Source organism: Thermodesulfobacteriota bacterium (assembly GCA_036397855.1).
In the GTDB taxonomy this organism is placed as follows: Bacteria; Desulfobacterota_D; UBA1144; order Nemesobacterales; family CSP1-2; genus DASWID01.
Window position 1 is genome coordinate 43,632 of record DASWID010000136.1, and the last position, 20,158, is coordinate 63,789.

Consider the following 20,158-nt stretch of genomic DNA (forward strand, 5'->3'; position numbering starts at 1 on the left):
ATAGTTCAAGGAGATGCCAATGAATGCTCTTAAAAATAAGATCGCAATCGTCACCGGTGGAACTGGCGCATTGGGAAAAGTGATCACTATAGCATTTCTTGAGGAAGGAGCAAAGGTCGTGTGTACTTACATTGTTGATAAAGAGAAAAAAGAATGTCTTCCATTAACCAAGAATCATAAAGACAAAATTGTTTTTGCTAGAGCTGATGTGACAAAAGAGAAAGACGTGGTAAACGTCGTTACCAGTACTATCAGGAAATTCAAAAGAGTTGATATCCTGGTCAATGTCGTCGGTGGATTTGCTTACTCCTATATAAAGGACACGGATGAGAAAACCTGGGACCTTATGATAAATTTAAATTTAAAATCTGCATTTCTATGCTCGAAAAATGTGCTCCCACGAATGATTGAGCAAAATTACGGGAAGATAGTTAATATATCTTCTCGACCCGCCCTGAAAGGCTCGGCCGGAGTCGGCGCGTATTCGGCTTCAAAGGCAGGGGTTTTAAACCTGACTGAAACTATTGCCGATGAGGTCAAAGATTACAACATCAATGTGAACGCAGTCCTTCCAAGTACGATAGATACCCCTGCAAACAGAAGGGATATGCCTGAAGCCGATTTTTCAAAATGGGTAAGACCCGAAGAGATCGCCAGGGTCATAGTCTTTCTCTCTTCGGATGATTCAAGGCCTATAAACGGTGCCGGTATTCCTGTTTATGGAAAAGCATAGACACAACGAGGACAAAAATAAGTGAATTTTAACGAAGTAGAAGAATACTCAGGCACGATCATATCAATACCTTTTAACTCTCATAAAATTGATGCTCTTCACTACCATATAGATACTCATTCAAATCACCGGGAACATAAACCTGTAATTGTTCGTCTTCATGGAGTCCTTGGAAACATTCTAGATGAGACAGAACATTACCTTCCAAGCATACTTGCAGATAATGATTTCTCTTCTGTTACTATGAACACAATTCTTGCAAATCTAGGACTATTTTTTGGTTTTGGAATATTCGACGATACTATTCCTCAAATTGATGCAGTGTGCGACTATCTTAGAAATATCGGTTTCAGGAAAATTATCATTGCTGGTCATGGGCTTGGAGGATCTATTGCACTGAGATACTGTGCGCTGAGAAACGATATTAAAAGGTATCCCGATTTAAATGGAGTTATTGTGATCGCAACTCCATTTTCAATGCCCGATACAATTCGCAGAAGATGGGAACGTTTTGGGAGTGAACCAAGTTATGATGAGGTTTATGAAAGGGCAAAAAGAATTTTCAACCCTGAGGATAAAGCAGAACCCGCTCATGACGAGACGATAATAGTAAAGAAGGCCCATGGACCTACAAATCTCCCCGAACATACCGAGATATACACACTTAAAACGTGGTGGGCGCTTTCTGGACCTGAGGCCGAAGGTGCCAAGGCTTACAAACAAATTGGAAACATTAAAGATATTCCTGTTCTCCTAGTTCATGCATCGAAGGATGAAATAATCGAGGGTCGAGACTCTGAGGACCTTTGCGAAATAGCAAAGAGTAATGGCAATAAAGATGTGACACATGTGAATATTGATGCTAACCATTCATTTGATGGAAGGCATGATGAACTAGCACAAGCAATTATTAACTGGTTAAACGATAGGTTCTAAATATGAAGGCATCATACAAGTTCTTGGTATAACGGAAAGATGGCTGAGCCAAAAATCCGCGAAAGACAGAGATTGATAAGGCTTCGAGCTTCAGATCGGACTTTGCTTAGCAGCCTTTTAGTAACCAAGGATTACACCGGAATAGAGGAAATTCTTGACACGCCGATTTTACTTCAAATTCATGGCTTGTTAGGTCACTTTCTGGCGAGGGGAACTCCTCGCCTTCTGCCTCATGCCCTGCTCGAGCGAGGGTTTAGCTCTATGTCTTTAAACACCAGGCTTGCTTTTGCCGGACAGTTTACTGGAAAGGGGATCTTCGATGACACTCTGCTGGATATCGATGCCGCACTGAAGTTTCTCAATGACACCGGATTCAATAATATCTATATCCTGGGTTACAGTCTGGGTGCAAGTATGCTCGCTTACTGGTTTGCAAATAGGAAGCCTCGGAATGTCAGGGGAATCGTATTCGAAGGAATCCACTATTCAACGTCTGACGCACAGAGGGCTCGTTTGGAAAAGTGGGGCGGATCACCTACATATGAAGAAATATATGAAAGAGCAAAATGTGTTCTAGGAGACGATCCTTATAAAAGTAAGCGAGACGAGATATTTGTTGTTTATAGAGCCAGGGGACCAACGCAAGAGCCGACCGATAACGAAATCTTCACATACAAAACCTGGTGGTTTATGATGGGGCCACACGCATATGGTGCTATGGCGCATAAACAGATTCCTAAAATTGAAGTGCCAATCCTCTTTTTAAGGGGTAAAAATGATTTCGTTGTTCATCAGTGGGAGGTTGACGAGCTGGTAAAAATAGGGGAAGAGGCGGGAAACAAAAACATTAGATTAAGAGTCGTTCCAAATGCAAGGCACGATTGCATGGAGAACCCTGAGGTGATGTTAGAAGAGATTGTCAAAATGATGAATTCTTATTCAGCTTAAGTATATAGATAATATATCACATCATGGATAGCCGAGGTTTTCCAACCTCGGATTAAATAGGATGTCGAAATAGACTACAAAATATGATTTCTCAAGGAATAAAATAATATGGGTTTGGGAGCTTAAATACCCTTTCAGTGTGACCTCCCGCTAGGTGACTGAACTGATCACCTATATTAACAACTATGGTGTAGCCTTTGTCGGTTATCCTGACTGCTTTGGCAATATTAGCAGCATTGATTTTATACTTCTATTGTCGTGTAAAAGAATCTTAAGTTTTTAATTTAGAAGAAGCTGATTGAGTTTATTAGCTTTTTCCAGCTGCTGTTTTTTTGGGCGATAAATGTGCGTACTCTGCCCAAAACATGGGTGCACTTGTTTACATAAGGATAGTTTCAGTTCACAATTTTGATATGGTAATGGTGCTTGAAAAATATGAAAATCACAATACGTCACACAGGACATTGATGTGAAAATCTTTACATGTGCAAGAATTCAGACGATTATAAAGTTTATTGGAATTACACAGCGGAAACATATCTTTGAACTAGTATATTCTTAATAAATTTTACTGCACCGAGGACAAGTAAACTGTGCGAAGAAGCGATTTCCGGAACCTGAAAAGGTGTGATCATATGTGATTTCCAAGAATATTTGACTTCCACATTGATTACAGGAATATGAATCATTAACGCCAAAATCGTGTGCGAGATGTGGGGCATCGAACTTGGAAGGTTGAATAGCTACGCGGTAGCTGCCAACACCGGGCTTGCTATACGGTCTCGATCTCGTCTTTGCAAGGTGTTTCTGAATTTTCTCTATGACATGCGTCGGAGTTGCGAAAACCTTTACAAGATAATCGTCCGCCCCGAGCCTCAGCCCCTTTTCTATTTCATCTTCCCGACCTCTGTTACTGAGAATTATGATTGGTGTCAATTGAGTTCTAGGATTTTTTCTAAGTTCAGATAAGATGTAAAAACCATTTATCTTAGGAAGAACTAAATCCAGAAGAACTAAATCAGGTTTGCTATTCAATGCCTTGTTCATCCCCTCCTCGCCGTCTCTGGCAAGGTCCACATGATAACCCTCTATGGAGAGTTTATCATGATATACCTTCTGAATCATCGGATCGTCTTCTATTATTAAGATTCTAAATTTTCTGGCACCTTCCATGTCTAGCCTCAATCCAGAACTTTTTTGATCTCCTTGAGAACACCGCTGGGAATAGTGCTACTTTTAATAATGTAACTTACGCATCCCGCCCTTAAGCACTCTTCTGTAGTCTCACTACTTGTTACATTGGTGAGTGCTATAACCGGTATTGCTTTTAGTTCAGGATCGGCCTTAATCCTTTTTAAGACCTCTATTCCATTGAGTCTGGGCATAAGAATGTCAATAAGGATCAAATCTGGTTTTAATTGTTTTGCCTTTTCTAGTCCGTCTATCCCGTCTACGGCTGTCTCAACTTCATATTGTGCCATCTCGAGCTTTCTTGTGTATGCCTTAAGGAGAAGCTCATCATCTTCAACAAGCAAAATTTTAGCCATCGTACACCTCACATCTCCTGTCGCCTTATATATCTAATAAACTCTAAACACATCATCGTTTATTATATTCCAAAATTTTGTATCCGATAAACTCCATTAATCCAGCCTCGACTTAATGCTACTAAATGTGTTCTCTATCGGGAGCAAGCTGATCTCGGGCTTTTGGTAGGCAAAAAGAAAATGTGCTTCCCTTTCCCAATTCACTTTTTTCGAGCCATACATCTCCCTTCATTTCATTAAGAAACTGCTTGGATATGTAGAGACCCATTCCTATCCCCCCTTTATAGTCACCCGAAAGCGAATGCTGTACAGCTCGAAATTTCTGAAAAAGCAACCCCTGATCTTTCTCTGGGATTCCGATTCCAGTATCAATCACATCAGTGATTATATGGCTGTCATTGGCGTGATGAGTTATAATTACACCCCCCCCTTCCGTGAATTTCAAAGCATTCCCAATAAGGTTAACAATAACCTGCTCAACTCTAAATTTGTCGCCTGATACCAATAACGCTCCTGCCACTGTTGGTTTCTGGTATTCCAGCTTTAGCCCTTTCTCCTCGGCTATAGGCTTCAGGTCAGTTAGGATCTTGTCGCAAACTTCCTCGATGTCAAAATCTGATATTTTAAATTCTAATCTTCCCTGCTCAATCCTTGACACGTCCAGCATATAATTAGTTAAACCTATTAATCGGTTTGTAGCCGTATTAATGTCTGCCAATGCTTCCACTGCTTCCGTGGGTAGACTGCCGTAGTCCCCTTCTAACAGCATAGAAACGAATCCGTTGATGGCAGTTAGAGGAGTCCTCACCTCGTGTGACGCCATCGATATAAACTCGTCTTTCATTTGGTCAAGTTCCATAAGTTTCTCGTTTGCATCTTTCAAATCTTGATATAGCCTTGCCTTTGTTATTGCTGTTGCAATTTGATTACCAATGGTCGAAAGCAAATTCACTTCCCTCTCATTAAACTTACGTTCCTTATAACTCAGAAACCATATTACTCCTATGACTTTCTCTTCTATAGTTAATGGGGTGCCTAGGGCACTGTGATGTCCTAGATCTCTACCCGCAGGACCGACAGTTGGCTCCTTCTTTACATCTTGAATCTTAAGAACTTCCCCCTTGTTAATTACCCTCCAAGTAGTTCCTTTGGGATATGGTATCCTCCCTGCCCTATTTATATAATCCTGGGGAAGATTTCTTTGGGCCTGGAGAATAGCTTCTTTTCTATCCTCATCCACTAAATAAATCATAGCCATATCCACATCTTCTAGGCTAACCACCGAATCCAGGGCAATCTCGTAGATCTCCTCCAGGTTGAGGGACTTATGCACCGCTTGAGTTATAGCATTTAATATTTCTAAGTCCTTACTTCTCTCATCCAAATCTTCATATAGCTCTCTTAACTCGCGTGATTGGTCTTGAGATTTTTCATACAATGATGCCTGCGCTATTGCTATTCCGATTTGATTCCCTACAGCATTGAGGAGGTTTAAATTTCGCGAAGTAAGCCCTAACACTCTTCGACTTGCAAAATTTACTACCCCTATTGTTTTATTTTCTTGTACTATAGGCACTGACACATGAGTATGATGACCCAATGCCTTACCAGCAGGACCAAGGTCGGGGTCTTTTTGAACGTCGTCGATATAAGACAAATCACTGGATTTGATAACCCTCCATGTCACACCCTTTGGATATGGTATTCTCCCTGCCCTCTCTATATAGTCTTCTGTAAGGCCCCTGTGTGCTTGTAGCACTGCCTCGTTAGTATCCTCATCTACGAGATAAACCATTATGATATCAAACTCTGTTATGTCTACTACCTTGTCTAGAGCAATATTTAATACCTCTTCAAGATTTAAAGATTTATGAACAGATGTAGTTATTACATTTAGAGTAGATAAATCTTCATTGATTAACTTTAAGTCCTCGGTCTTTTTTGCCTTCGCTACCGCTATTGCAATCTGGGTACCAATGGAAGTAAAAATCTCTATTTCCCTTCTACCAAATTTATTCTTTTTATTGCTATGAAAATGTATAGCACCTATTGTTCTCTCTCCTCCCTTTATAGGCACCGACATAAAGCTTCGAAATCCAGATTCCTTACCGACAGGGCCAACGTTTGGATCAGTCGATACATCTTGAACAACATAGACCTCATCCGTTTCGATAACCCTCCATGTCACACCCCTAGGATATGGTATCCTCCCTGCTTTCTCTAGATATTTATCCGGGTATCCTCTATGAGCCTCAAGCACTGCTTCATTTGTAACTTCATCTATTAAATATATACCCACTATATTTATATCCGTTAGTTCCAAAACCTTATCTATTGCAGTATTAAAAACATCATCAAGTTTAGATGACTTATTAACCGATTCCATAATGGTATTTATTATCATCAGTTCATCTTCAATGCTACTGCGCTCAACCGCCTCAGAAATCAAATTGCCAATACCCTGAAGGAAGTGAACATCATCCTTTGTGTACGTCCTTATACTTGGGCTGTGAGCACCTAACACTCCATAAGGCCTTGCCTTCCCATAGATGGTAGTGCTTATGCCACTTGCTACACTGTGGTCGAGAAGCAGTGGAGGAATAGTGAATCTGGTTTCCTTGCCAATGTCTTCCACAATCACAGTCTCATTGCATTGAAGAGTGTAGCCTGCCTGCGATTCAGCCCCTGCATCTACAATATAGTGGCCTACATACCCCTCTTTCCATCCCACACCTGCCTGCAACAGCAAGGAATTGCCGTCTGGTTGGAGTTCCAAAATCTTGGCATATTCTACCCCCAGGGTTTTGGCTAGCAGCGAGACGGCTTCGCTCATCAGCGTCGTAAGGTCGCCGCCCCTTAGCGCAAGTTCACCCAGTTCAACCAGAGCTCGCTGATGCTTTTCACGAGTTTGGTGCTCTGCCTCAGCCTGCTTGCGTTCGGTTATATCTTCTACCACAGCCATGCCAGATATAACATTTCCTACGTCGTCGCGGAGTGGTGAAAGACGAATAGACACCCACAACTTTTCTGAGCTGCTGGTTGCTTCATAGAAACCTTCATAACTTTCTGTATGACCCTGAAATACCTTTTCCATTAAGGGCAAGACGCATGGATTTTTTAGTTCCTGGATATTAATGCCTATTATTTTGTCACGAGAGGTTTGAAGGATGTGAGCGAAACGTTCATTACAATGAGTTATATTAAAATTCTTATTGAATATATACACACCTACTGGTGATTGATCAAAAAGAGTTCGGTAGCGCTCTTCCGATTCACGTAATAGCTCCTGTTGTTTTACATTGTTGATTGCTATTTCTATCTGATCTGCAACAACCTCCAATAGTTTAAATTCGTCTTCACCAAATTGGTGTTTTTCAAATGCACCTATACTTCCGCATCCTACATTAAAACCTTCATATCTAATAGGCACAGACACATGACTCTTTATCCCCATATCTCTTCCTGCAGGGCCAATGACCTGATCTTTATCTACATCCGGAACATAGATTGTCTGTCCCTCAATGATTGTTTTCCACGTAATTCCCTTTGGATAGGGTATTCTGGATGCCTGTTGAATATATTGAGATGTGTGGCCTCGGTGAGCCTTAAGAACTGCCTCTTCTCCTTCGATTATGTAAAAACTACAGAAGTTCGCTCTATCTACATTCTTACTCATGCTCTCAACGGCACTTTCCAAAACATCTCTTAGATTTCCTGATTTATGAATACTTTGAATTATTGTGCTGACGATTCTCTCATATTTACTCTTTTTGGACAATTGAATATGGCTTTCTTTCAGATTCTCTTCGGCCTGCCTGCGTTTGGTTAGGTCAAGGTTGATGGTAAGGTAGTTCAATCCAGCAAATATGAATGCCAAAAAAATTACAGAAGCATTTAGAAAAATAGATTTGCGAAAAATCTTGCGTTGATGCTCTAACCTCGAGTGTACCAATACATATTCATCGGCCTTAATTTCATTAATGGCATCTCGCAGATATCCCATTATTGCTGTCCTTCGCTTACCAGTCAGAATCAATTTCTGGGCCTCTTCAAATCTATGTCTCGTGCGGATGTCTATTGACTCCTTCAATAAGGCGAGTCTTTCCGAAGCCAAAGACTCAACTTCGTCGATCCTAGCCTCTTGGATTGGATCATCTGGAATTAATTTCCGAACCCCGCTAATTTCTTCGTTAATTGTTTTAATTGTGTTGTAATATGGTTCTAGATAGGCTTCCGTTCCTGTTATGACGTAACCACGAACTCCACTTTCAGCATGCGTCAAATTTGAAAATAATTCTTCTAACTTTAAAAGGCCTATATGGCTTTTTTGCACATTTTCGGATACTTCGATCAGACTCTTAGAGGCCTGAACTGTCATGAAAACGGTTGCTAATAAAAGAATCACTGCAACCACTAGCCCGACTCTAATCATCTTATCTGTCTTCAATTTGGCGTTAATCACTATATCTTATTCTATTCTTAGAATTTATTTTAATCTATAAAATTTCAAAAAACGAGATAATTGATTAAACATAGGAGAGATAAGAGACAAAGGCTATTAATATGTAAAGGAAGATATCAGTTATTACTGAGGGGTGCTATTCGATAAGTAGCTAATTACTCTTGGTATCACTTGCTTAGTAACCATGAACCCCTCGCGATTTCATTATCACTGACCCCCACCGATTTGGGTTATTGTGAGCAAGTGCATAGGCATATGATATCGTTTATCACTTCTTACCCTTTTTCGACTTTGACCTTTTTGGGTCGATAGACATGGGTGCTTTGACCGAAAAATACTTCGGCGGATTCCATAATTGTCTCTGAAAGGGTCGGATGAGGGTGTATGGTCAACTTAAGATCTGCCACATTTGCTCCCATTTCTATGGCTAACACCCCCTCTGCGATCAATTCCCCCGCTCCTGTTCCGACAATACCTACTCCCAGGATCCGTTCAGTTTCCGGGTCTATTATCAGCTTGGTCACCCCATCGTTTCGATCCAGGGTCGTTGCCCTTCCGGAAGCTCCCCAAGGGAAACGCGCAATTTTGACCGGACGATTTTCCATTTTCGCGTCTGTCTCAGTCAAACCACACCATGATATTTCGGGGTCTGTAAATACTACCGCGGGTATTGCAGTGGGTTCAAAGGCGACGTTGTGTCCCGCAATCACCCCTGCTGCTACCCTACCCTCATGCGTTGCCTTGTGTGCCAGCATCGGCTCGCCCGCAACATCCCCTATCGCAAATATCGTTGGTTCCGAAGTCCTCCTCTGCTCATCAACCTCGATGAAGCCTTTGGAATCGGTTTTCACCCGGGTATTTTCCAGACCGAGATTCTCAGAATTGGGCCTTCTCCCCACCGAGACCAGAACCTTTTCAAATATCTGTTCGCTGCTTTTAACGTTGGAGCCCTCAAGTTTAACCCTAATTCCCGATTTCTCTTCATTCATACCGACCACTTTGGTATCCAGCATGACGGAGTCAAAAATCTTCTCCAACCTCTTCGAGAGGACCAAGACAAGATCCCGGTCAACGCCAGGCATTAAACCTGAAGTCATTTCCACAACAGAGACTTTGGTGCCAAGCGCTGCGTAGACGGTTCCAAGTTCGAGCCCTATATAGCCTCCTCCCACTACGAGCATATTCTTGGGAACATCAGGCAAATCCAAACCACTTGTCGAATCGAGTAAGCGAGGAGAATCGATTGAAAGATTTGGAAGATTGGCAGGGCGAGAACCGGTAGCTATGATTACGTTTTCAAAGCTTAATAATTCGCTTCCTTTTTTATTTTGTATCTCAAGAGTTTTCTTATCTGAGAATTTAGCACGACCCTGTATATAGTCGATCCTCCGATGCTTTGATAGCTGACCCAGCCCACCTGTCATCTTTTGAACCACGTTATCTTTCCAATTACGAAGCTTATCGATATCAATGACAGGGTCGGAAAAGCTGATCCCCCAGTTTGACGCCTCCTTAGCTTCAGTTATGACTCTTGCAGCATGTAGCAGTGCCTTAGAAGGTATGCACCCGCGGTAAAGACATACTCCTCCCGGATTAGCTTCATTGTCAATTAAAGTCACCTGCAATCCAAGATCGGCAGCCAGGAAAGCGGCAGGATAACCACCTGGTCCACCACCTATAACGGCAACTTGTGTTGATTTCATTTCTCTACTCATCACTTCAATTTGAAAAGATAAAATTGAAGCCACAGATTAGCACGAATTTTCACTAATTGACATAAATCCAATTATTTAATTTAAGATAATTATGCTTTATATAAGTAATTTTCGTGTGTATATGTGGCTGAATAAATTCATCCTTCAAGCACAAGCTTGAAAGGCTCCTCCAAGGCTTCGACAATCCACCGCAAGAATCGAACTGCATCTGCGCCATCTATAATTCGGTGATCGTATGATAGTGAAAGCGGCAACATCAGCCGGGGCTCGAAATTATCGTTTATGAAGACAGGCTCGATGTTGGAGCGCGATACCCCAAGTAGGGCGACATCCGGTGCATATATAACCGGTGTAAAATAAGTACCCCCGAGGCCGCCAAGATTGCTAATGGTGAAAGTCCCTCCCTGCAATTCTTCGACCGTGATTTTTTTATTCCTCGCTTTTTCGGACAATTGCGTAAGCTCTGAGGAAATTCCAATCAAATTCTTCTTATCCACATTCTTTATGATGGGTGCTAGAAGGCCTCTGTCGGTGTCTACTGCGACGGCGATGTTATAATATTTTTTGTAGATTACCTCGCTGTTTGTCATATCTACGCTGGCGTTGAATTGAGGGAAGATCTTAAGCGCAGAGCCGACTACCTTGATTAAAATAGCGGTCATAGTCAGTTTCCCACCAGCATCTTCTGCTTTCCTGCCAAAGAGTTTTCTTGTTTTCTCTAACTCTGTAATATCGGCCTTGTCATGCTGGGTCACATGAGGAGCCTGCCAGGCAGAAGTCATGCGCTCTGCTGTTAGTCGTCTTACCTTGGACATCGGCTTCCGCTCTATTTCTCCCCATTTTGTAAAATCAGGTAAAGATATATCTGCTTTTCCCACTTGAATTTCTTCTGGACCAGTCTTTGAAATCTCTTTGCTTGCATAATTTTTTACATCTTCTTCCGAAATCCGGCCCCCCGCACCTGAACCCACAATCTGATTGATATCCACCCCGATCTCACGAGCCAATCTGCGAACCGAGGGTGAGGCCGGGACGAGTTTTCTTGGAGCCTCTTTCTCGACACCTGCTTGAGACGATCGAGCAAATTCTACGACTTTGCCTTCTTCCTTCGAGGCTGCTTCTTCTTCGTATTCTTTTTCTTCGATCTCTGTCTCGTCTTTTCCTTTTGGTTCAGCTTCAGTTTTTACTACCGCAATCTTCTTTTTAGCTTCAATCTTTTCTTCGGCTGATACTTCTACTACTTCCTGAATCGCTTCTTTAACTTCGGGCGCTTCTTTTTCTTCTTCCGATTCATCTATAGTAACCAATAATTGTCCTATATTTATCGTTTCTCCCTCGTTTACGTGCACTCCAGTTATAACACCACTTACAGGTGCCGGAACCTCAATCGCCGCCTTATCTGTTTCAATTTCCATAATGGGCTGGTCTTTCGAGACTCTATCACCGACAGAGACATAAACGTTTATGACGTCTCCTGTCGCTATATCTTCGCCCAGCTCAGGCAATCTGAATTCAGTCACCATAGGTCATCGTCACTATCAAGAAATCATTGGATTTAGTTTGTTTGGCTCGATTTCAAGGTCCTTTATAGCATTTTCAACTATATCAGTATTGATTTTTTTCTCTCTCGCGAGTGCAGCAAGAGTCGCCAAAGTTATAAACCTAGAATCGACTTCAAAAAAGTCACGCAGGGCAGATCGACTACCGCTTCTGCCAAAGCCGTCTGTTCCCAGTGAGACAAGGGGTCGTGGAAGCCATTGAGAGGTAGAATCTGGAAGAGCCTTCACATAATCGGTAGCAGCAACGAAAACACCGGGTGCGTCGCCAAGGCATTGAGTAATGTACGGTATTTTGTTTATCTCCGACGGATGCAACATGTTCCATCTCTCAACATCTAGGCCATCTCTATAGAGTTCCTTATAACTGGTCACACTCCAAACATCAGCGGCTACTCCATACCTTTCTTCCAGAATCTTCTGGGCCTTAAGGGATTCATTCAGGATTGACCCGCTTCCAAGTATCTGGGCGTGGTGCTTAGCTTCTTTGTTTTCAGATGCCTTAACCTTGTACATTCCCTTCAAAATACCCTCCTTTACCCCTTTGGGCATGGGTGGCTGAAGATAGGGTTCATTCATTACGGTCAGATAATAGAATATGTCCTGCTGCTCTTCATACATACGACGGATACCGTCCCTTATGATTACGGCTATCTCGTAAGCAAATGCTGGATCGTAGGTCTTTAAGTTTGGGACAGAATACGCTAAGAGGTGGCTATGACCATCCTGGTGCTGCAACCCTTCGCCGGCCAGTGTTGTGCGACCGGAGGTTCCGCCAATCAAAAATCCGCGGCACCTCATGTCACCGGCAGCCCACATAAGATCGCCAATTCTTTGAAAACCAAACATGGAATAAAAAACGAAGAAAGGTATCATGTTTATACCGTGAGTGGCATATGCGGTGCCTGCTGCAATAAATGAGGACATTGAACCAGCCTCCGTAATACCCTCTTCGAGAATCTGCCCATCGAGGGCCTCCTTATAATAGAGAAGGGTATCCTTATCAACAGGCTCATAGAGTTGTCCAACATGAGAGTAAATGCCAACTTGGCGAAATAGAGATTCCATCCCAAAAGTACGAGCCTCATCCGGGATAATAGGAACTATCAGTTTCCCAATCTGTTCATCTTTAAGCAACTTAGAAAGCATTCTTACGAATGCCATAGTCGTTGCAACACCTCTATCACCGGATCCCTTATGAAATTCTTCAAAAAGCTTTTCAGAAGGGGTCTTGAGAGGCTCGCAGTTAACCGACCTATCAGGTATATATCCGCCGAGTTCCTTCCGCCTTTCATGAAGATATTTGATTTCGGGACTATCATCGAGAGGCTTATAGAATGGCGCTTTGGAAACTTCTTCATCAGAGATAGGAATACCAAAACGAGTTCGAAATTCCCTAAGCTCTTCCTCATTTAATTTCTTTTGTTGATGAGTTATATTCCGACCCTCACCGCTCTCGCCAAGTCCATAACCCTTAATTGTTTTAGCCAAGATCACAGTTGGTGAGCCTGTATTATCTATCGCGGCCTTAAAGGCGGCATACACCTTTTCGGGATCATGCCCCCCTCGCCTAAGTTTTTGGAGTTGTTCATCGGACAGGTTTTTCACCAACTCCAAAAGCCGAGGGTCAGTACCAAAAAAGTGATCACGAATGTATTTTCCCGATTCAACTATATACTTTTGATAATCACCGTCCACAGCTTCTTCCATGCGATTCACCAGAACGCCGTCGTGATCTTTCGCTAGCAGCGGATCCCAGTCACTTCCCCATATCACCTTAATTACGTTCCAGCCTGCTCCTCTGAAGATCATCTCAAGTTCCTGTATTATTTTGCCATTGCCGCGAACGGGGCCATCCAATCTTTGCAAATTGCAATTTATTACGAAAATCAGATTATCCAATTTCTCCCTTGCTGCTAAGGTAATTGCACCGAGGGATTCGGGTTCATCGGTTTCTCCATCTCCCATCAAACACCACACTTTTGCGTCTGATGGCTTTTTTAGCCCGCGATCCTCAAGATAACGGTTAAACCTCGCCTGATAGATCGCCATAATCGGACTCAGTCCCATAGAGACTGTAGGGAATTGCCAGAAGTTTGGCATTAACCACGGATGGGGATAGGATGACAATCCACCCCCTGGTTTTAACTCCCTTCGAAAATTTTCCAATTGTTCAATTGAAAGACGCCCCTCAAGAAATGCTCTGGCATAAATCCCGGGAGATGCATGGCCCTGAAAATAAATAATGTCCCCTTCGTGTTCTTCGCTCTTGGCTCGAAAGAAATGATTGAAACCTATTTCAAAAAGTGTTGCCGTAGACGCATAAGTCGAAATATGTCCACCAATCCCCTCTTCTATTCTGTTAGCCCTAACAACCATAGCCATGGCATTCCAGCGAATCAGACTCTTAATTCGCCGTTCTATTTCACGACTACCTGGAAATGGGGGTTGCTTATCCGCGGGTATTGTGTTTATATAGGGTGTGTTCGCGGCGTATGGGGCATCGATTCCTGCTTTCTTTGCATGGATGTGTAGTTGCTTGATCAGGCGTTTAACCCTCTCGGGTGTACGTGTCCTTATAACATGCTCAAGTGAATCAATCCACTCTTGTGTCTCGATGGCTTCATCCTGAGAAATTTCTTTATCTTTTTCTACAAATCGGCTCATTTTACTGCTTTTTTATAAATTAATATAAAAATCCTAAACCGTAACCACGACTATTATCTTAAGTGATCAGTATATTTATTCAATTTTATCCTATTATACCTATTCCGGAATGTAAATAAAAAAGTGGATAATTGACCATCAATAATCCATAGCTATAATACTAGGGCCATGGAAAAATATAATTTAGCGGTGATAGGATCGGGGCCGGGAGGTTATATTGCAGCGATTCGAGCGGCACAATTGGGGATGAAGGTCGCTGTCATTGAAAGGGATAAGCCGGGCGGAGTTTGTCTTAACTGGGGATGCATTCCATCAAAAGCAATCCTCAAGTCCGCCGAGATATATGAGTATTTTAAGAGATCGGACTCCTATGGAATCAACGTCAAGGGGCTTTCCTTTGATTACGCGAAAGTAATCGACAGGAGCCGAAAAGCTTCATCCACTTTATCTAAAGGTGTGGAGTTTCTCCTAAAGAAAAACGGAATCGCCCACCTGCAGGGTACGGGTAAGTTAATCACGAGAAACAAAATAGGAATCATAGGAAACAAAAACCAGAATGAGATCGAGGCTGAGAACGTGCTGATAGCTACAGGTTCTGTGCCTAAGACACTCCCTGGGCTTGAAATAGATGGAAAGCTCGTGATCACCAGCGATGAAGCGATCATGTCAAAGAATTTTCCCGACTCAATTGCTATCATAGGAGGAGGTTATATAGGAGCAGAATTCGCTTATGTATATAATTCATTTGGGAGCAGGGTTACAATTGTTGAGATGGAGAGCCATCTACTTCCCGGCGCAGACTCCGAAGTAGCTTCGGAGCTTGAGAGGGTATTCAAGAAATCCGGTATTACGGTGTTAACAAACACAAAATATAATGCTTGCAAACAGTTAAACGGCTCACTTAATATAATTGTTGAGAATATGTCAAATAAAGAGTTAAAGGAGATCGAAGCTTCAAAACTACTGGTAGCTGTCGGTCGGAAGGCTGTGGCTAATACCGCCCCGACATCGTTGAGCTATTATAAAGGCTCAGATGATCTAGGGCTCAAAGATTTGAATATAGAGCTTAATGAACAAGGATTCATTAAAACCGATGGTTCTTATAGAACGACCTGCAGCAATGTGTACGCAATTGGTGATGTAATAGGACCACCCCTCCTCGCTCATAAGGCTTCAGAAGAGGGAATAACCGCAGTTGAACTGATCTCCGGCAAAAAGGGAACCAGGGTGCATTATGACAGGATACCAAGCTGTGTTTACTGTCAGCCAGAAATAGCATCCGTCGGCATTACTGAGGATGCAGCCAAGGCGAAAGGGTTGAAGATTAAAATTGGTAAGTTTCCATTCAGGGCTTCAGGAAAAGCAGTTGCAACTGGTGAAACCGATGGTTTTGTTAAGATAATATCAGATTCCGTCACGGGTGAAATCCTAGGTACGCATATTATTGGTCATGGAGCAACAGAGCTCATTGCGGAAATCGGAGTTTCACAAACGTTGGAGGCGACTCCTCTGGAGATTGCATTAACACCACACGCCCATCCCACTCTGTCAGAGGCAGTGATGGAGGCCGCTTTATCAGCATTAGGGCGGGCGAGGAACATGTAAGGATGCACGATTCAAGATGCAAGATACAGGATGCATGATCCAGGATGCAGGATACACGATGCACGATGCAGGATGACGTATGAGCGTTCTTACCGTTTATAATCTAGGCAGGGTCGATTATAAAAAGGCCCTAGAACTCCAACTATCACTTCTCAACAAAATAAAGCATGATGAGGTTGGGGATAATCTTTTACTGTTAGAGCATCCTCCGACCTTTACAATGGGAAGAAGAGGCAAACCGGAACATCTCCTGAAGAATCAAGAGGAATTGAAGAATAAAGGTATCCATTTTGAAATTGTGGGCAGAGGTGGCGACATCACATATCATGGACCTGGACAATTAGTCGGGTACCCGATTCTGGATCTGAGCAGTCATAGATGTGGCATTCATCTCTTTTTGAGAAACATAGAAGAAGTAATCATCAATGCGCTGAGCGATTTTGATATTACTGGTGAAAGAAAAAGGGATTATACCGGCGTTTGGGTCAGGGACGAAAAGATAGCATCAATCGGTGTTGGGGTAAAGAAATGGACAACATATCATGGATTTGCTCTGAACGTGAATACGGAATTGTCTTATTTCGATATGATAGTACCTTGCGGAATTCCAGGTATTAAAATGACATCGATAAAAGAGCTGTCAGGTAATAAAATGGATATCGATATGTCCGAAGTTAAGGATAGCATAATCGAAGCCTTTTCACGGGTTTTCAAGATGAATCCTCGCGTATCAAAAAATAATTCTTTTCCACTCTAAGTGGATTGAAAAGATAGTCGGGACTTTCCAGTCCCGCGTAAATCTTACAACCTTGATAAGTAAATCGTTCACCTTAGAATGATTTCCATGAGAACCTGTGCTGTTACTTCAGTCATATTTTTATGCTTTATGTTATTTCCAGGGGATCTTTTTTCTTTCCCTGACAAAATCCAAGTACCAGAAGGATTTATGATTGAAGAATTTGCCACCGGTCTCGGCAGGCCGAGATTTATGGCATTCAGTCCAGACGGTGTTCTTTTTACAACTATCATAAGAGAAGGGGAAGTCGTCGGTCTTCCTGATAAAGATAAAGACGGTAAATCGGATAAAAAGATTACATTTTTAAAAGGACTAAATAGTCCGCATGGCATAGCCTTTTACAAGGGTTACCTCTATATTGGTGAGACCTATCAGATTGTACGCTATGAGTATAAGGGCATTAATTCCAAACCGGGTAAGGAAGAAATAATTGTTCCAGACCTCCCTACTGGCGGGCACTTTACAAGGACAGTTAACTTTGGTCCGGATGGGAAGATGTACGTATCCATAGGCTCGTCCTGCAATATATGTGAAGAGAAAGACAGAAGACGAGCAGCAATTCTACAACTCAATCCCGATGGAAGTGATGGGAAGGTATTTGCAAAGGGTTTGAGAAACTCAGTGGGTCTGACCTGGGATCCGGTCAAGGGGGAAATGTGGGCGAGCGACAACGGAAGAGACTGGTTAGGGGATAATTTACCACCAGATGAGATAAACAGGGTTAACGAAGGAAAAGATTATGGATGGCCATATTGTTATGGAGACAGGATTCCCGATCCTAAATTTAATGACGGCCGTAGATGCAGAAATACCGTCGCTCCAATAGTTGAATTACAGGCCCACTCTGCTCCTCTAGGACTGACCTTTTATGATGGCGATCTATTTCCTGAAGAATTCAAGGGAGACCTATTTGTCGCATATCACGGCTCCTGGAATAGGTCAGTTCCAACTGGATATAAACTTGTGCGGATCCGGATTAAAGACGGTAAACCTGAGGCAATTGAAGACTTCGCAACAGGCTGGCTCCAGGGAACTAAGGTTTTGGGTAGGCCGGTTGACGTGTTGGTGGGACAAGATGGGTCTCTATATGTTTCAGATGATAGAAGAGGGATAATCTATAAGATTACTTATAGAAAAAATAGACGATCAAATTAAAAGTTTGAAGAAATAATTTTTCTAATCCTATTCCCGCAAACCTTACAAAAAGAATTATGACCCAGTGATCGCATGATACAGAATGCTTCTGGTCTGTATACTCCACAATGATGATGGAAAGCACCCTCAAAGGCACCCACCTTGCCAGCCAAGTGAGAAGGTGGCTTAGGACTGAAGTCATTACAATTGGGATTCCGGAAAAAGGGGATTTCATCCTCTTCGACAATCAAATGACCCCATTTTAGCCTTGCTCGCTCGATTGATGTCGCGATGTTAGCCTCTGAGCGAGGTTGGCCCGCATATCGCTTTCCAATCAGTCCATTGCTACCCGCATATTCATATTCATCTGCCAATCCAAACCCAGAGTGACCCATTTCATGAATGCCGATTTTAGCAGATTGTGGATGAGCTGAAAACACGGCTACTGTTCCGCCTGAACCACCGTAGAGTTCCGTATTTACTATCATCATAGCCAAATTATATTCTGGAACATTTTGTCTTGCTACAAGCAATGCTAAATCCTGGTTCGCCACTATCAATCTGTCATTTGATGCAAAGTTATAGAAACGTGCATCGAAGTATGTTCTTGGATTATCCTGTGGATTCCTTGGATCCGCGATTCCGCTATCTATTGAGGCAACATTTACAAGGTACACATTTACTAAATTCCATAATTCCGTAAAAGGATGAGTAGCTTTCAACTTTGAAATGAAACCTTCTGAATGCCCATGGAAGTCGGGAATCTCACTATCTCGATATCCCTCCGAAAGCAATACAATGTTCCACTTTTCAGTGGAGGAACCATTATCGACCAATTTTGTAATGCCTATTAGCCTCCCCTCTTCTAAATCGCGAGGTGCAGCCATCGTCTCCGTATCCAGTTCAAGGTTTTCCAACCCTAGTTCCAGACTCAAAACTTCCCAGGAAGGCACTGATACGTCATCCTCTTCAAAACTGCCATAAATAGAGAGATGGGTAGCTACCGGAATGTCAGGAACTAGAACTGAGAAATCCCCATGTTGTTCTGCGGCATCCGGGATCTCCCATCTAACACCCTCTTCATTTCCATAAGAGAATAATTCCTTATCAACACGAATCGGATTGTGGATTATTTGTCTATACACCACATCACCCTGTTCGTCACTCAAGATTACCCACCAGCCAGATTCATCTTCATAATCCTCAATTGCATCGGATGGCGGAGGAATCTTCTTTATCCTGCTCCAGGAAACCAGCTCTATGTCTCTATCCCTGTATTCAAAATTTAAGCGTGTGCTTTTATGCCAGGCTCGTTTCATGTTGGAAATTCCTTGATTGCAGGATTTATGGATCGAATGAGATGAGGCGGCTCATCTATATGTTGTTTTAAATTCTACTTAAAATCCCGAAGATGATAGATGAAACTGATAACGATCTTTTCAAATAATGGTCAATCGTAATATCTAAACTGATACTTGATATATGGAGGCTAACCTCCTGTGTTAATTATAATTATTAAACTTTAATCACAAAGTATCACAGCCGGAGCGCTCTGATCCGGTCCTTTTTCATGAACAATGAGCTCATGGTCTTTAGTTGGTGGTTTATTTTCAAACCAACATTTACCCAAATCTATCCGATACTCCCATAGCTCCCCCTTTGAGGTCTTGATCCGCAAAAGACCATCGGTGTTTCTCATACCAAGAAACTTATGCTGTTTATCTATCTCTACTATCCAGCCATCTTCTTTTGGATTGCCGGATTCATCTAAGGAAGCTTTTCTGTTAACAATGAAGTTCATTGTGATCGATTCGCCGGGTTCTAATATCAAGGGTTCACCTATTGATCCTGGTGCTGGAAACATATGAATTTCATCTGCGGTTTCGTTTTTTACAATAAGAATTTGTGAGAATGTAGGGGGTAGGGATTCCGGATTAATTGGATTGGCTGTCTTCTTCTTACAGCCAACAATAGTGACAATTAGAAAAATGAAAATCAGAGACTTGATCAATCCATAATCTCTTAGCATAGTGAAACCTCCTTAATGAACCTTCGTCAA

General features: G+C 42.3%; 15 protein-coding genes. 6 read left to right on the forward strand and 9 right to left on the reverse strand.

What is annotated here, in order from left to right; translation table 11 throughout:
* Positions 1 to 19: 19 nt before the first annotated feature.
* From VGA95_11380 to VGA95_11390, 3 genes are read left to right on the forward strand one after another with little or no spacing between them, the layout of a single operon-like run.
* Positions 20 to 733 (forward strand): SDR family NAD(P)-dependent oxidoreductase, encoded by a 714-nt coding sequence (locus tag VGA95_11380; protein ID HEX9667142.1) that lies wholly within the window; start codon positions 20 to 22, stop codon positions 731 to 733.
* 21 nt (positions 734 to 754) lie between these two features.
* Entirely contained in the window at positions 755 to 1,669 is a 915-nt protein-coding gene (locus VGA95_11385) for an alpha/beta hydrolase (GenBank protein ID HEX9667143.1), read from the forward strand.
* 39 nt (positions 1,670 to 1,708) lie between these two features.
* Positions 1,709 to 2,617, forward strand: coding sequence for an alpha/beta fold hydrolase (locus tag VGA95_11390; protein ID HEX9667144.1), 909 nt, complete (start codon positions 1,709 to 1,711; stop codon positions 2,615 to 2,617).
* Positions 2,618 to 2,708: 91 nt separating this feature from the next.
* Here the strand turns inward: VGA95_11390 and VGA95_11395 are convergent, their stop codons facing one another.
* The 7 genes from VGA95_11395 to aceE form a co-directional block, all read right to left on the reverse strand.
* Positions 2,709 to 2,858 carry an HAD family acid phosphatase gene (locus VGA95_11395; GenBank protein ID HEX9667145.1) on the reverse strand — a complete coding sequence of 50 codons (150 nt, stop codon included), beginning with the start codon at positions 2,856 to 2,858 and terminating at the stop codon, positions 2,709 to 2,711.
* A gap of 317 nt (positions 2,859 to 3,175) precedes the next feature.
* On the reverse strand, positions 3,176 to 3,790 hold the full coding sequence (locus VGA95_11400) for a response regulator (GenBank protein ID HEX9667146.1): 615 nt from the start codon (positions 3,788 to 3,790) through the stop codon (positions 3,176 to 3,178).
* A gap of 8 nt (positions 3,791 to 3,798) precedes the next feature.
* The gene (locus tag VGA95_11405; GenBank protein ID HEX9667147.1) at positions 3,799 to 4,164 is read right to left on the reverse strand and encodes a response regulator; all 366 of its coding nucleotides are present in this window, start codon (positions 4,162 to 4,164) and stop codon (positions 3,799 to 3,801) included.
* Positions 4,165 to 4,285: 121 nt separating this feature from the next.
* Positions 4,286 to 8,596, reverse strand: a complete 4,311-nt coding sequence (locus VGA95_11410) for a GAF domain-containing protein (protein ID HEX9667148.1) — start codon at positions 8,594 to 8,596, stop codon at positions 4,286 to 4,288.
* Positions 8,597 to 8,901: 305 nt separating this feature from the next.
* Positions 8,902 to 10,341, reverse strand: coding sequence for a dihydrolipoyl dehydrogenase (lpdA, locus tag VGA95_11415; protein ID HEX9667149.1), 1,440 nt, complete (start codon positions 10,339 to 10,341; stop codon positions 8,902 to 8,904).
* A 137-nt stretch (positions 10,342 to 10,478) separates the two neighbouring features.
* Positions 10,479 to 11,864: a 2-oxo acid dehydrogenase subunit E2 gene (locus VGA95_11420; protein HEX9667150.1), complete on the reverse strand. Its 1,386-nt coding sequence runs from the start codon at positions 11,862 to 11,864 to the stop codon at positions 10,479 to 10,481.
* 15 nt (positions 11,865 to 11,879) lie between these two features.
* Entirely contained in the window at positions 11,880 to 14,564 is a 2,685-nt protein-coding gene (gene aceE / locus VGA95_11425; protein ID HEX9667151.1) for a pyruvate dehydrogenase (acetyl-transferring), homodimeric type, read from the reverse strand.
* Between the two features lie 168 nt (positions 14,565 to 14,732).
* Here aceE and lpdA (VGA95_11430) point away from each other — a divergent pair, with 168 nt between their 5' ends.
* From lpdA (VGA95_11430) to VGA95_11440, 3 genes are all read left to right on the forward strand, one after another.
* A complete protein-coding gene (lpdA, locus tag VGA95_11430) occupies positions 14,733 to 16,169 on the forward strand; it encodes a dihydrolipoyl dehydrogenase (GenBank protein ID HEX9667152.1) in 1,437 nt (478 codons plus the stop codon).
* A gap of 79 nt (positions 16,170 to 16,248) precedes the next feature.
* Positions 16,249 to 16,926 carry a lipoyl(octanoyl) transferase LipB gene (gene lipB / locus VGA95_11435; protein HEX9667153.1) on the forward strand — a complete coding sequence of 226 codons (678 nt, stop codon included), beginning with the start codon at positions 16,249 to 16,251 and terminating at the stop codon, positions 16,924 to 16,926.
* Between the two features lie 189 nt (positions 16,927 to 17,115).
* Entirely contained in the window at positions 17,116 to 18,120 is a 1,005-nt protein-coding gene (locus VGA95_11440) for a sorbosone dehydrogenase family protein (GenBank protein HEX9667154.1), read from the forward strand.
* Here VGA95_11440 and VGA95_11445 read toward each other — a convergent pair.
* Both VGA95_11445 and VGA95_11450 read right to left on the reverse strand, forming a co-directional pair.
* A complete protein-coding gene (locus VGA95_11445) occupies positions 18,117 to 19,418 on the reverse strand; it encodes a M64 family metallopeptidase (GenBank protein HEX9667155.1) in 1,302 nt (433 codons plus the stop codon). The two genes, VGA95_11440 and VGA95_11445, sit on opposite strands and share 4 nt — an antisense overlap.
* A gap of 203 nt (positions 19,419 to 19,621) precedes the next feature.
* Positions 19,622 to 20,128: a hypothetical protein gene (locus tag VGA95_11450; GenBank protein HEX9667156.1), complete on the reverse strand. Its 507-nt coding sequence runs from the start codon at positions 20,126 to 20,128 to the stop codon at positions 19,622 to 19,624.
* Between the last annotated feature and the right edge of the window lie 30 nt (positions 20,129 to 20,158).

What these genes read in the sequence shown, in the direction of transcription:
- VGA95_11380 (HEX9667142.1), top strand. Translation starts at nt 20, where the DNA reads ATGAATGCTCTTAAAAATAAGATCGCAATCGTCACCGGTGGAACTGGC.
- VGA95_11390 (HEX9667144.1), top strand. Translation starts at nt 1,709, where the DNA reads ATGGCTGAGCCAAAAATCCGCGAAAGACAGAGATTGATAAGGCTTCGA.
- VGA95_11400 (HEX9667146.1), bottom strand. Translation starts at nt 3,790, where the DNA reads ATGGAAGGTGCCAGAAAATTTAGAATCTTAATAATAGAAGACGATCCG.
- VGA95_11405 (HEX9667147.1), bottom strand. Translation starts at nt 4,164, where the DNA reads ATGGCTAAAATTTTGCTTGTTGAAGATGATGAGCTTCTCCTTAAGGCA.
- VGA95_11410 (HEX9667148.1), bottom strand. Translation starts at nt 8,596, where the DNA reads ATGATTAGAGTCGGGCTAGTGGTTGCAGTGATTCTTTTATTAGCAACC.
- lpdA (HEX9667149.1), bottom strand. Translation starts at nt 10,341, where the DNA reads ATGAGTAGAGAAATGAAATCAACACAAGTTGCCGTTATAGGTGGTGGA.
- VGA95_11420 (HEX9667150.1), bottom strand. Translation starts at nt 11,864, where the DNA reads ATGGTGACTGAATTCAGATTGCCTGAGCTGGGCGAAGATATAGCGACA.
- aceE (HEX9667151.1), bottom strand. Translation starts at nt 14,564, where the DNA reads ATGAGCCGATTTGTAGAAAAAGATAAAGAAATTTCTCAGGATGAAGCC.
- lpdA (HEX9667152.1), top strand. Translation starts at nt 14,733, where the DNA reads ATGGAAAAATATAATTTAGCGGTGATAGGATCGGGGCCGGGAGGTTAT.
- lipB (HEX9667153.1), top strand. Translation starts at nt 16,249, where the DNA reads ATGAGCGTTCTTACCGTTTATAATCTAGGCAGGGTCGATTATAAAAAG.
- VGA95_11440 (HEX9667154.1), top strand. Translation starts at nt 17,116, where the DNA reads ATGATTGAAGAATTTGCCACCGGTCTCGGCAGGCCGAGATTTATGGCA.
- VGA95_11445 (HEX9667155.1), bottom strand. Translation starts at nt 19,418, where the DNA reads ATGAAACGAGCCTGGCATAAAAGCACACGCTTAAATTTTGAATACAGG.
- VGA95_11450 (HEX9667156.1), bottom strand. Translation starts at nt 20,128, where the DNA reads ATGCTAAGAGATTATGGATTGATCAAGTCTCTGATTTTCATTTTTCTA.